Origin of the sequence: Nitratidesulfovibrio oxamicus (assembly GCF_015731765.1) — a bacterium.
Taxonomy (GTDB): Bacteria; Desulfobacterota; Desulfovibrionia; order Desulfovibrionales; family Desulfovibrionaceae; genus Cupidesulfovibrio; species Cupidesulfovibrio oxamicus.
This window is the reverse complement of record NZ_VRYY01000807.1, coordinates 18,463-31,526: the sequence shown is the minus strand read 5'-3', so window position 1 is coordinate 31,526 and position 13,064 is coordinate 18,463. Positions and strand designations below refer to the sequence as shown.

Genomic DNA, 13,064 nt, shown 5'->3' with positions numbered 1-13,064 from the left:
CACTGGACGCCGAACGCCGCGACGGCGCATCGGCCAACGCGGGCAAGACCCGCCAGTCCGGCCTGATGCGCACCGGGGGCGGCACCCAGGAGCATGCCGGACCGTTGTCCGACCCGCGCCACGCCGCCGTGCAGACGGGCGATGCCATGCAGCACAACGTGCCGCTGCACAACGACAACAGGGGCAACGGCGGAGCCAACAGCCAGCAGACGCAGATGGCGCAGGGCAATGCCCAGGCGCAGGCCTTCGGGCTGGACAAGCAGTCCGGGCAGTCTTCGCAGTCGGGCGAGGGCAAGGGTTCGGCCTGGCAGCAGGACCAGCATGGTCGGCCCGCTTCCGGCGGCAGCAGCGACCCGTGGGCCGAACTGCTGCGCAGGATCGACGTCAGCCCGGCTCTCAGCGGCGCGGCCCAGAGCATGGCCGACGCTTCGGCCAGCGCCGCCAACGCGGCGGGTGCAGCCCCGCGACAGGGCCAGGCCCTGACTCCCTATCTTTCCGAACAGGCGGCGGCCCAGCTTGAGCGGGGCATCCTCACCTCCATGCAGGACGGCACCCGCCAGCTGACCATGAAGCTCGACCCCGGCGAACTGGGCAACGTGACCGTGACCCTTTCCGTGCGCAACGGAGAGGTCAACGCCACCATCCGCCCCGACCGCACCGAGACCGCGCAGGCCATCAACGACCAGCTGCATGTGCTGCGCACCGCGCTGGAACAGCAGGGGCTGAAGGTGGACCGGCTGGAAGTGCAGACCCAGTTGCAGGACAACTCGTTCTCGCAGGCCTGGCAGGATGCGGCCCAGCACAACGCCAGCCAGGAACAGCAGACCCGCAACGCGGAGCGCGAACGTTACCGCCGCCTGCGCCGCCTGCGCGACGGGGACGACGCCCCCGGCATGCAGGCCGTGGACTCGGCGGCTGCCGCAGGACGCCCGGCAACTCTTACCGCCTCCGGGCTCGACATCATCGCATAGGAGGCCACCATGGCAGCCAGCCCCGTACTCGGTCAGGCCGAGCAGACGTTCAACAACTACCTTGGCGCCAAGACCAAGAACGATGAACTGGACAAGCAGGCGTTCCTGAACCTGCTGGTGGCCCAGCTTAGCCATCAGGATCCGCTGAACCCCATGGACGACAAGGAATTCGTCGCCCAGCTGGCGCAGTTCACCAGCCTTGAACAGCTCACCAACATCTCCACCGGCATCACCGACCTGAACGCCAGCGCCAAGCAGCAGCAGATGTCCGCCGCAGTGGGCTACATCGGCAAGGAAGTGACCGCCAGCGGCTACGAGATCAGCAAGACCTCGCAGAAGGACAGCACCGGTGCGACGGTAAACTCCGTCAGCACGGTGTACTTCACGACGCAGGAACAGGTGAGCAACGGCTACATCAACATCTACGACAGCCAAATGAACCTGGTGCGCACGGAACTGATGGGCGCGAAGCAGCCCGGCACCTACCAGTACAAGTGGGACGGCAAGGATTACCAGGGCACCATGGTGCCGGACGGTGTCTACGCGGTTGCCATGTACGGCGAAGGCACGGACGGCAAGTCCGTGTACATCACCACCCAGGTTTCCGGCCAGGTGTCGGGCGTGGTCAAGGTGGACGGCGAACCCTACCTGAGCCTGGCGGACGGTCGCCACATAGCCTTCAGCAACGTCTCCGAAATCGTGGCGCCCAATACCAACACCGACGGCAACGACCCGGACGACGACGATTCCGGGGATGATACCGGAGACGATTCCGGCAGCGGCACGGAAGGCGACAGCTAACCCCCTGCGGAACGAGAGCACGCACACTACACCCCCACGGGGGTGCATGGACACAGGAGGTCGATCATGAGTGTCACGGCAAGTATGTGGACCGGCGTTTCGGGACTGCTGGCCCACGGCGAGAAGATGAACGTTCTCGGCAACAACATCGCCAACGTCAACACCGTGGGCTTCAAGGGCTCGCGCATGGACTTCCAGGACTTCATCAACCAGGACGTCTACAGCGCGGCCGGGGTGAGCCAGGTTGGCCGGGGCGTGTCCATCGGCGCCATTTTCGGCGACTTCAGCCAGGGCGCCTTTGAAACCACCAACGAAGCAACCGACCTTGCCATCGGCGGCAAGGGCTTTTTCCAGGTGCGGCCCAAGGGGCAGGAAACCTCGTACTACACCCGCGCGGGCAACTTCCGCTTCGACAACGACGGCTACCTGGTCGATCCGCACGGCTACGTGCTGCAAGGCTGGGAAATCGAAAAGGCCCGCCCCTCGCTGTCCACTTCCACCGCGCAGGTGACCACCACCACCTCGCAGATCAAGGGGGCCGGGTCGCCCAAGGACATCAAGCTCGACGGCTTCACGGCCGAGCCGCAGCACACGTCCACCATCACCTCGGCCCACAACCTCGACGCGCGCGACGGCGGCGACAAGTCGGTCAACGGCGCCAACCCGTTCTTCTCGGTGTTCAACAACTGGGACGGCTCGGCCGCCACGCCGCTGGCCGACAGCCGCTTTGCCTACCAGACCACCATCAAGGTCTATGACGAAGGCGGCACCTCGCACGAACTGACCGTCTACTTCGACCAAGTGTCCACCGATTCCGTGGCCAACGCAGCCAGCGGCAAGCGCTACTGGGAATACATGGTCACCATGAATCCCTCGGACGACCTGCGCTCGGTCAACGGCCTGGACTTCTCGGGCACTTCGGCGGCGGGCATCCTGATGACCGGCACGCTGACATTCGACACCTCCGGCCAGCTCACGGACATGACCGCCTTCACCATTGCCAGCGGCGCCACCGGCAACCTGAAGGACATGAACAACTGGGTGCCCACCACCTTCTCCAACAACGGTTACCCGCTGTTCGTGGCCAACTTCTCGGGCGTTGCCAACGCCAGCTACACCTCGCCCACGGTGCCCACCGAGGCCGAGCCGTACCTGATGGAGCTGAACTTCGGCCTGCGCAACCTCAGCAACTCCTGGGGCAGCGCCCCTGCCAGCGCCGCCGCCATCGGCAGCAACGCCAGCAACCTTGGCGGGCTGGGCGCGCAGGGCGAACGGCAATCCACGGCCATGACCAGCTACGGCGGGTCATCGTCCATGATCTTCCAGAAGCAGGACGGCTACACCTTCGGCTTCCTGCAGAACATCACCGTGGATCAGGACGGCGTGGTGCATGGCCGGTACTCCAACGGGGTCATCCTGGACCTGTACCAGATCACCCTGTACGACTTCACCAGCCCCACCAACCTGCGGCGCGAAGGGGGCAACCTGTTCTCCGAAACGCGCGCCTCGGGCGATGCGCTGGCGGGGCCTGCCAACGCCAACGGGTACGGTTCCGTCAACTCCAACTCGCTCGAACAGTCCAACGTGGACCTTGCCCGCGAGTTCGTGCAGATGATTACCACCCAGCGTGGCTTCCAGTCCAACAGCAAGGTCATCACCACAACGGACACCATGCTTGAAACCGTCGTGAACATGAAGCGTTAGCGGCGGATCATGATCGACCGGCGGACGCGGGCCCGAACCCGCGTCCGCACCGTGTCGGCGGCGGCGACCCGGCGTGCCTCCGCAAAACATCCCGTGCGTCCCTCCGAAAAGGGGCTCACGGGATGTTTTGCGTCTGTGCGCGGACACGGCGTGCCCAGGCACCGGACAGCCCCAGGCCGGACACCGGACATCACGAGACCGGGCACCGGACATGGCCTGGCCGGGCACCGGAGGGCAACAGCGGGCCAATGCGAAGAGTGGGGGACATGGGGCAGGCGGCAGGCACAAGAGGCGGGCAAGACGCAGGACCAAGAAATGCGGCGCCAGGGGCGGAAGTGAGGCGAATGACGGCAGGCGGCAGGCGCGCTGCGTGCGCAAGCAGACAGCCTGATGGGCACACATGTTTTCGCGGCAGCCGCACCGCTCCAAAGAGCCGCCCGCCATTGCGCCCTTGCCGGGCACGACAGCATGGCGCGCCAGCTCGTGGCGTCTGCCCGACACCCGTCACCAGTGCCCGACCATGGGCGGGGCGCAAGCTCCGCACGGTTGGCGCAGCCAGACCGGAGAACCTAGTAGGCAAGGCTGCACGATGCCGCAGGCTGTGCAGGCGTGCGTTGTCCCGCGCCCCTTACGGCGGCGCCTGGGCGCGACATGCCCTGCAACCGGGGTGGAGCGGCGGTGGTGCAACCCGCCGCCGCTCCCTAGTATTGCCGGTTGAGCAGCCCGCCGAGGGTCATGCCCCCATCCTTGCCGACGCGCAGCACCCCTTCTGGCGGTATGCGCATGAGCACCTTGTTGCTGTTCTTTTCGGACACCTCGACCTGCACCACGCCCTGGTCGCTCACTATTTCGAACTTCAGCGCGGCGCCCTTGGCTTCAAGGGTGTGCGAAAGGTCGTTCAGCGTGCGTTCAAGTTGCTGCATGTCCACGTTGTCCGCTTCCGCGGATCGTTCGTCCCCGGTCGGCTGCCATTCCGCAAGAGATGGAGAAGTAGCGGATGAGGATGCGGCGGCCAGGCCGCGTGCCGGGGGGCGCTTGATATCCGATCCCGCGGAAGAACCTGCCGTTACCGTCTGGATTTCGTCCAGCAGCATCATGATTCCTCCTCGAGGCGACATTGCCTCCCCCGGAAACATCGTCTCACACTACTTATCGGCGGATTGCGCCGCCAGATTAGGGGGGCGGCCCGGCCTTCGCGCAAGGGATGCAAAAAATTCCCCCGCCCCGCTCCCGCGCCGCACAGCACCCCGCAAGCCCTGGGAAAATTTTGGCATGGGCGCGTCGGCAACCGGGCACACAGTGTCTAGAGTTTTGCTAACGCCTTACCTTTCTTTGCAAAAAATACGTTGGCACCAACATTGCTTAATGCTGGCCAGACAACCCGAAGGAGGTTCACCACATGTCTTTGGTCATCAATCACAACATGATGGCGCTGAACGCCTCTCGTAACCTGAACGAGAGCTACGGTCGCCTGGCTACGTCAACCCGCCGCCTTTCCTCGGGTCTGCGCGTGGGCACTGCGGCCGACGACGCCGCAGGCCTCGCCATTCGCGAACTGATGCGGGCCGATATTTCCACCATGCGTCAGGGCATCCGCAACGCCAACGACGCCATCTCGATGATCCAGACCGCCGACGGCGCGTTGCAGATCATCGACGAAAAGCTCATCCGCATGAAGGAACTGGCCGAACAGGCGGCCACGGGTACCTACAACTCCGACCAGCGTCTGATGATCGAATCCGAATATCAGGCCATGGCCTCGGAAATCACCCGTATCGCCAACGCCACGGACTTCAACGGCATCCACCTGCTGGACGGCACCCTTTCGGGCACGCACGACGGGTCGGGGCTGCGGCAGACCGGCGAGCTGAAGATCCACTTCGGCACCGGCAACGATTCGAACGAGGACTACTATTACATCAAGATCGGCGGGGCCACGGCATCGCAACTGGGCATCGGCAACGCGTCCGCCGCGGGCGTTGCGGCCGGGGGTTACACCATCTCGACCCAGTCGGCCGCCCAGAACGCCCTGACCGCCCTTGACCAGGCGATCATCTCCAAGGACAAGATCCGCGCGGCCCTCGGCGCCCTGCAGAACCGCCTGGAGAACACCATCAGCAACCTCACCATCCAGGCGGAAAACCTGCAGTCCTCCGAGTCGCGCATTTCCGACGTGGATGTGGCCGAGGAAATGACCGAGTTCGTGCGCAACCAGATCCTCACCCAGTCCGCCGTGGCCATGCTTTCGCAGGCAAACTCGCTGCCGCAGATGGCCATGCAGCTCATCGGCGGCGGCTAGCAGGACGCGCCCACGGCGTGACACCGCACATCAGTTGGCGAAGGTTGACCAAAGACAACAGGACCGGGAAGGAACGGCCTTCCCGGTCATTGTCTCCATCTCAGCCCTCGCTGCGTGACTCCAGCTTTTTCAGCGCCAGACCGGCCGCCATCTGTTCGGCCCTTTTGACGCTGGGGCCGATGGCCGTGAACACGGTGTCGTCCGGCAGCGTCAGCCGCACCTCGAAGCGCTTTTCGTGTTCCGGCCCGCTGCTGCCCATCAGGACATACACCGGTCGCTCCCGGAACAGGCCTTGCGTCAGCTCCTGCAAGCGGCTCTTGTAGTCCTTGCTGCGCTTGCCGTCGGCATCGCTTGGCCAGCGGGCGGCCAGCACATGGCGCACCACATGCCGCGCCCGCTCGTACCCCCCGTCCAGAAACACCGCTCCCAGCATGGCTTCCAGCGCGTCCGACAGCAAAGAGCTGCGTTCGCGCCCTCCCTGGCTTTCCTCGCCCCTGCCAAGCCGCAGGTACAGTTCCAGTTGCAGGTCACGCGCAAGTTCCGCCAGCGCCGGTTTGCTGACAAGGCGCGCCCGCATGCGGGTCAGGTCGCCCTCGCGGGCGCCGGGAAAACGGGCGAACAGTTCTTCCGACACGCACAGCTCAAGCACCGCATCGCCCAGAAATTCCAGGCGTTCGTTGTGCTCCACATGCTCCTGCTGCTCGTTGGCCCACGAGCTGTGGGTCATGGCCGTGGCCAGCAGGCCAGCGTCGTTGAAGGCATAATGGATGTCGCTTTGCAGCTTTTCGAACATGGGTCGGTGGTTACTCCTTCTGGGTGCCGCCCGGCAGCTTTTGCCGCCCGGCGCTCCGGTCATGGCCGGGAACGATACCGGCACCGCCCCCATTGTGCAAGGCCGCCCGCACCGCGCAAGCTACCTGCGTTCCCCATGCCGCCCGCGGCCCGCTCGTCAAATTTCCGGCGCTGCATGATGCGCCGTTGCCGCCTTCCCGCCGGGTCCGCCCCGCCTGGCTCCACCTGCCTGCCACATTGGCCGGCACCCCCTGACTGCCTCTGCATGACGCCGACACTCGCCCAGACCACCAGCCACCCCGCCTGCCCTTCCAGCCCGGCTTGCCACCTGGCGGCCTGCCCACGCCGTGCCGCCGCAATCCCCGCAGCCGCCCGTGCTGCCGCGGGCTGAGCGAGCGAACAGCCACAAACTTGCAGTTGTCCCTTGATTTTCGGCTGTTATTCGGGGCAGAATCAGGCAAGCACACTGCATGTCGCACCGGCCCGGCTTCGCGGCGGCGGGACGGCAGGATGCATCGCGCCGTCGGCCCGCAGGGGCAGGCGCTGGCATGAGAGCGGATCCAGCAACAGGAGGCTGCTATGGCGGCGGGCATCTACGTGGGTTCCACGGCCGGGTATTCCGGCAAGAACATGGTGATCATGGGCCTTGGCCTGCGCATGCAGAAGGACGGCTACAACGTGGGCTACATGAAGCCCGTGGGCGCCATGCCGCAGGAACGCGGCGGCGTGCTGGGCGACGAGGACGCCTTCTTCGTGCAGGACGTGCTGGGGCTGGACGAACCCTCCAACCTGGTCACTCCGGTGCTGGTCACCCAGGATTTCAAGGTGCGGGCCTTCAGCGGCCAGTGCGAAGACTACATGCCCGGCATCGTCGATGCCTACCGCCAGCTTGCCAGCCGCCACGACGTGATGGTGGTGGCCGGTTCCGGCAGCATGTATTCGGGCCGCTACTGCAACGTGGACGGCATTCGCGTGGTCAAGGAACTGGGGCTGAAGGCAATCATCATCGACCGCCTGCACAAGGAACTGAACTACGACTACCTGGTGGTGCTCAAGGATACCCTGGGCGACAACCTGGCAGGCGTGGTGCTGAACGACATCCCCGCCAACTTCATGAACGAGGTGGAGGGGCTGATCAAGCCGTTCCTGGAACGCAACGGCGTGCGCGTGGTGGGCGTCATCCCCAAGGACCCGCTGATGGGGGCCATCAAGGTGGGCGACCTGGCCGAAAGGCTGGGGGGCAAGGTCATCTCGGCCCAGAACAAGTCCGACAAGGTGGTGGAAAACTTCCTGATCGGCACCATGCAGGTCGAAAACTTCATGACCCACTTCCGCAAGAACAAGAATTCCGCGGTCATCGTGGGGGGCGACCGGTCCGACGTGCAACTGGTGGCGCTGGAAGGCAACTGCCCGTGCCTGGTGCTGACCGGCAACCTGTACCCCAATGACATCATCCTTACCCGCTCGGAAGTGCTGAACATTCCCATCGTGGTGGTGCGCGACGACACGTACACCGTGGCCAAGAAGATGGAGGTCATCCTTTCGCGCCACAAGCTGCGCGACGTGATCAAGATCAGGCAAGGCGCGCAGCTTGTCAGCTCCTCCATCGACTTCGCCTACGTCAAGGAAGCGGCAGGCCTGTGAGGCCGCCCGACGCGACGCGAAACGCACGGGGGGGCGCCTGCCCCCCCGTTTTTTTTTGCGACCACTCCTACCGGACACCATCATGACCGCCGATACCGATACCCCGCCAACTGCGCCGCCCGGCAGTTTCCGCCCGGCGGACACCGCGCCCCCCTTTGCCGCCGCCCTGCCGTGGGTGGGGCTGGTGGCCCTGCTGTTCTTCTTCAATTACGGTTCGCGGGCCATGCTTGCCCCGCTGCTGCTTTCCATAGAGGCAGACCTTGGCCTGGACCACGCCCAGGCCACCCGCCTGCTGTTCCTGATGGCCTGCGGCTTCACAGCCAGCCTTGCGGCCAGCGCCTTCCTGCTCAGCAGGGTGACGCCCAGACGCATGGCGGCCTTTTCGTGCGTGGCCACCGGCGCGGTGCTCATGGGCATGGCCGCCGTGCGCGACCACGCCACGGCACGGTACATGTTCGTGCTCATGGGGTTGGCGGCGGGGCTGTACTTTCCGGCGGGCATGGCCACGCTGGGCACCCTGGCCCGCCAGCGCGACTGGGGCAAGGCCGTGTCCATCCACGAACTGGGGCCCAACCTCAGCTTCGTGGCCGTACCGTTGCTGGCCGAGGCGGGCCTGCGCATCACGGACTGGCGGGACGTGCTGCTGGCCGTGGGCGTGGCCAGCATGCTGACGGGCATCGTGTTCGCCTGCGTGGGGCGCGGCGGGCGCACCCTGGCGGAACCGCCCTCCATACGCGGATTCACCGGGGTGCTGCGCTCGCCGCTGACATGGCTGTTCGCATGGCTGCTGGCCGTCGGCGTGGCCGGGGAATACGCCGTGTTCAGCGTGCTGCCCCTGCACCTTGTTGACGGCATGGGCCTTGAGGTCTCCACGGCCAACGGGCTGCTGGCGGCATCGCGCGTGATCACGCCCTTTGCCGCGCTGGCCGGGGGCTGGGTGGCCGACCGCATGGGGGCTCGCCGCACCATCGCCGCCTGCCTCGCGCTGACCGGCATCGCCCTGCTGGCCATGGCCATTCCATCCGCTGGCGTGGTCATGGCGGGCATGACCGTGCAGGGTGCCATGACCGCGTTCATCTTTCCCGCCATCTTCAAGGAACTGGCCCGCTGCTGGCCCGCCGGGTACCAGCCCACGGTGCTGTGCATCGCCACGCCCGCATCGTCGCTCGTGGGCACGGGCGCGGCCCCGGCCCTGCTGGGGCTGGTGGGGCAAACCTGGGGCTTCGGGACCGGGTTCGCCCTGCTGGGGGTGCTGGCGCTGGCCACCATCATCCCCTTGCGGCTGCTGCCGCCGGAACCGGGCCGCTGACGCCCGCCCATGGCGCGCCGTTGCTTGACAGCGCCAGCCCCAGCCCCTACCTATGCCGGGAACCAATCACCAAGGAGACACTCCCGATGGCCTACGATATCAGACTGGTGAAGCTCGTGAACGGCGAACTGGTGCTCGGCAAGTTCGACGAAGCCTCCAACTCGCTCAAGGATGTGGCTGCGCTTCAGACCGTGCCCACCCAGCAGGGTGTGCAGATGATGCTGCTGCCGTACGGCTATCCCTTCGAGCAGGGCTTTGACGGCGTCATCAGCCGCGTCCACGTCATCTACGAGTACAAGACCTGCCCCGAGGAACTGAAGACCAAGTATCTCGAAGCCACGTCCAACCTCACGCTGTCCACCGGCGGCCTTGGCGGCGGGCTGGGCAACCTGAACCTGGCCAAGGGCCCGGCGGGAGGCAAGATCACCGGCATTTCCGACCTGCTGAAGAAGTAGGTCCGGCACCACGTCCGCACGTTCGCGCCGTCCGCCCGTCCGCCCGACCGGCCCAAAGGGCACCGCGCGGACATCAGGCCGAGGGCTGTGTACCGGTCCGGCATGTTTCAGGGGGTGGCGCTGCCGCCCCCTTTTCATGTCGCCTTCGGACCGTTTCCCTTGTCCGCTTGCCGCTTGTCCGCTTGCCTGCCTTTCCGCCTTCACGACCGGCGGCGCACCCGCCCCGCCCGCACCCTTCATCCCCATCAGGAACCATGCGCGAACTTCTGCCCCTGCTGCCCAAGCCCAGCCGCTACATCGGCATAGAGGAAGGTACCGTCCACAAGACGCCCGACGCCGCCACCCTGCGGGTGGCGCTGGCCTTTCCCGACATGTACGAGGTGGGCATGTCCTACCTTGGGCAGAAGATCCTGTACGCCATCCTGAACGAACGGCCCCACGTGTGGGCCGAGCGGGTGTTCACCCCCTGCCGCGATGCGGGCGCGGTGCTGCGCGAGCGCGGCGCGCCGCTGGCCACACTGGAATCGGACACCCCGCTGGCGGCCACCCACCTTGTGGGGTTCAGCATCACGCACGAGCTGTGCTATTCCAACGTGCTGTACATGCTGGACCTTGCAGGCATCCCCCTGCGCGCGGCGGAACGGGCCACAGCCGATTCGCTCACCGCGTGGCCGGTGGTCATGGCGGGCGGCGGCTGCACCTTGGCGGCGGAACCGCTGGCCCCGTTCATGGACCTGATGGTGCTGGGCGAGGGCGAAGAGGTGATGACGGAACTGGTGGCCCTGCTGGCCGCCGCCCGCGCCGCCGGGCATTCGCGGGCCCGCTTCCTGGACGACGCACGGCGCATTCCCGGCGTGTACGTGCCGGAGTTCTTCGAAGGCTCCGTGCCGCCGGATACGGCCCGCAACGTGCAGGGCACCCCGCCGCGCCCCCTGCTCCTCCCCTCGCCAGCACCCACGTCGGCACCCTCGTCAGTCAATGACACGGGCTACACCCGCGTGGCCCGGCGCGTGGTGGCCGACATGGACACCGCCCCCTACCCGGCCAGCCAGACCGTGCCCTTCGGCGCTGTGCACAACCGGCTGGCGCTGGAGATTGGCCGGGGCTGCACGCGCGGCTGCCGGTTCTGCCAGGCGGGCATCATCTACCGCCCCGCGCGCGAACGCTCCACGGAAAACCTTCATGCATTGCTTGAAGAGTGTCTGAGCCAGACCGGCTACGACGACGTATCCTTCCTGTCCCTGAGCACGGGCGACTTTTCCGCGCTCAAGCAGCTGTTCCTGTCCACGGTGGACCGCTGTGCCCAGGAGCAGGTGGCGGTTTCGCTGCCATCCCTGCGGGTGGGGTCCATCGACGACGAGATCATGCGCCGCATGGCGGGCATCCGCCGCACCGGGGCCACCCTGGCGCCCGAGGCGGGCAGCCAGCGCCTGCGCGACGTGATCAACAAGGGCGTCACCGAGGAAGGACTGCTGCTGCACGTGCAGAAGTTGTTCGAGCACGGCTGGCAGCAGGTGAAGCTGTATTTCATGATCGGCCTGCCCACCGAAACGCGCGAGGACCTCGACGCCATCGTGGACCTGTGCCGCAAGGTGCGTGACGCCGCCGGGCCGGGCATCCGCCGCCTGCAGGTAACCGCTGCCATCTCGCCCTTCGTGCCCAAGCCGCACACCCCGTTCCAGTGGGAACGTCAACTGTCGCTTGAAGAAATCCGCGAGCGTATCGGCTACCTGCTTTCGCGCTTCAAGGGGGAGAAATTCCTGAAAATGCGCTGGCACGAAGCCTCCATGAGCGCGTTGGAGGGCATCTTCTCGCGCGGCGATCGACGCCTGGCCGACGTGGTGGAAAGCGCCTACCGCAAGGGAGCCATTTTCAGCAGTTGGATCGAAGGTTTCGATCTTGCCCCGTGGTTGGACGCCATGGCCGAACACGGCCTTGCCGCCTCGGACTACACCCGCGAGCGCGGCGAGGACGAGCCGCTGCCCTGGGACCACCTGGATTCCGGGGCCAGCCGTGAATTCCTGCTGCGCGAACGCCACCGCGCGCTGGACATGAAACTGACGGGCGACTGCCGCTACGGCGCCTGCCACCTGTGCGGGGTGTGCGACACCAAGTCGTCCCCGTCCCGTCTGGACAAGTTGCCCGGCGTCACCGCCTACGCCAACCGCACCAACCTGCCCCAGCGCGACCAGCAGGCCCACCAGCCAACCCTGGACGAGCATGGCCGGGTGCGCATGCCGGAAAAGACGGGCAAGCCGCCGCAGATTTCGGACGAACTGGCGCTGAAGGCAGGGCACTACCGCATCTGGTACACCAAGGAAGACATGGCGGTGTTCCTCAGCCAGCTTGAACTGCAATCGCTGTTCGAGCGCGCCCTGCGCCGCGCCGGGCTGCCCCCGGCGTTCTCGCGCGGGTTCCACCCCCTGCCGCTGCTCTCGTTTGGCCGGGCCCTGCCCGTGGGCGTGGCCAGCCGGGCGGAATGGCTGGCCGTGTACCTGCGCGAATACCGTACCGCCGACGAGGTGCGCCGCGCACTGGATGGCGGCCTGCCGCGCGGCATGCGGGTGACCTTTGTGGAGGAACTGCCAGTGGGACGCAATACCGCGCCCCAGCCCGCCGGAGAAACCTTCGAACTGCGCTACGGCGTGGACGACGCCCGCCGCGACGCGCTGCTGCAGGCCTGGCGCGATTTTGCCGCCGCACCCGCGCTGGAATGGACGCGCGAGACCAAGAAGGGCCCGCGCACCACCGACATCCGCCCCCTGTTCCGGTCCATCGAGGTGCGCGATGACGGCAGCGTGCTGCTGGACATGGACTGGACCGAACTGTACGTGTCGCCCCTCTCGCTGGCCCGCGCCGTAACCCCGCAGGCCGAAATCCACGAGGTGCACCTGCTCAAGGTGTCCCAGCGTTTTGACGGAGTGGCGCGCGCATAACCCGCTGCAACGTTGCATGCCGTGCAGGGCCGCTCCCATCAGGGGGCGGCCCTGCTTCTTTTGGAAAACCGTTCCTTGCACCATCCAATCGAAAAAGTCGTTCAACCTTCTCGAGGCAGCGGACATCGGAAAGATTCTGGTTGCCTCGCACGG

10 protein-coding genes are annotated in these 13,064 nt (G+C 66.2%); 8 read left to right on the top strand and 2 right to left on the bottom strand.

The window, feature by feature from the left end:
• The 3 genes from FVW20_RS18925 to FVW20_RS18915 all read left to right on the top strand — a co-directional run.
• Positions 1-971, top strand: a 971-nt coding sequence (locus tag FVW20_RS18925; protein WP_196610782.1) for a flagellar hook-length control protein FliK, incomplete at its 5' end; no start/stop codon positions are given.
• A 9-nt stretch (positions 972-980) separates the two neighbouring features.
• Positions 981-1,772, top strand: coding sequence for a flagellar hook assembly protein FlgD (locus FVW20_RS18920; RefSeq protein ID WP_196610781.1), 792 nt, complete (start codon positions 981-983; stop codon positions 1,770-1,772).
• A gap of 66 nt (positions 1,773-1,838) precedes the next feature.
• Positions 1,839-3,476 (top strand): flagellar hook protein FlgE, encoded by a 1,638-nt coding sequence (locus FVW20_RS18915; RefSeq protein WP_196610780.1) that lies wholly within the window; start codon positions 1,839-1,841, stop codon positions 3,474-3,476.
• A 701-nt stretch (positions 3,477-4,177) separates the two neighbouring features.
• On the opposite strand, the gene FVW20_RS18910 is transcribed toward FVW20_RS18915, so the two are convergent.
• Positions 4,178-4,573: a flagellar protein FlaG gene (locus tag FVW20_RS18910; protein ID WP_196610779.1), complete on the bottom strand. Its 396-nt coding sequence runs from the start codon at positions 4,571-4,573 to the stop codon at positions 4,178-4,180.
• Positions 4,574-4,875: 302 nt separating this feature from the next.
• On the opposite strand from FVW20_RS18910, the gene FVW20_RS18905 reads away from it, so the two are divergent.
• The gene (locus FVW20_RS18905) at positions 4,876-5,775 is read left to right on the top strand and encodes a flagellin N-terminal helical domain-containing protein (RefSeq protein ID WP_196610778.1); all 900 of its coding nucleotides are present in this window, start codon (positions 4,876-4,878) and stop codon (positions 5,773-5,775) included.
• Between the two features lie 100 nt (positions 5,776-5,875).
• On the opposite strand, the gene rnc is transcribed toward FVW20_RS18905, so the two are convergent.
• Entirely contained in the window at positions 5,876-6,568 is a 693-nt protein-coding gene (gene rnc / locus FVW20_RS18900) for a ribonuclease III (protein ID WP_196610777.1), read from the bottom strand.
• 578 nt (positions 6,569-7,146) lie between these two features.
• On the opposite strand from rnc, the gene FVW20_RS18895 reads away from it, so the two are divergent.
• The 4 genes from FVW20_RS18895 to FVW20_RS18880 all read left to right on the top strand — a co-directional run bounded on the left by FVW20_RS18895 (position 7,147) and on the right by FVW20_RS18880 (position 12,911).
• Entirely contained in the window at positions 7,147-8,211 is a 1,065-nt protein-coding gene (locus FVW20_RS18895; protein ID WP_012611393.1) for a phosphotransacetylase family protein, read from the top strand.
• A gap of 82 nt (positions 8,212-8,293) precedes the next feature.
• Complete coding sequence (locus FVW20_RS18890) at positions 8,294-9,520, top strand: MFS transporter (protein WP_196610776.1); 1,227 nt, start codon at positions 8,294-8,296, stop codon at positions 9,518-9,520.
• Positions 9,521-9,606: 86 nt separating this feature from the next.
• Positions 9,607-9,975, top strand: coding sequence for a hypothetical protein (locus FVW20_RS18885; RefSeq protein WP_167124870.1), 369 nt, complete (start codon positions 9,607-9,609; stop codon positions 9,973-9,975).
• 254 nt (positions 9,976-10,229) lie between these two features.
• A complete protein-coding gene (locus FVW20_RS18880; RefSeq protein ID WP_196610775.1) occupies positions 10,230-12,911 on the top strand; it encodes a TIGR03960 family B12-binding radical SAM protein in 2,682 nt (893 codons plus the stop codon).
• The last annotated feature ends 153 nt before the right edge of the window (positions 12,912-13,064 follow it).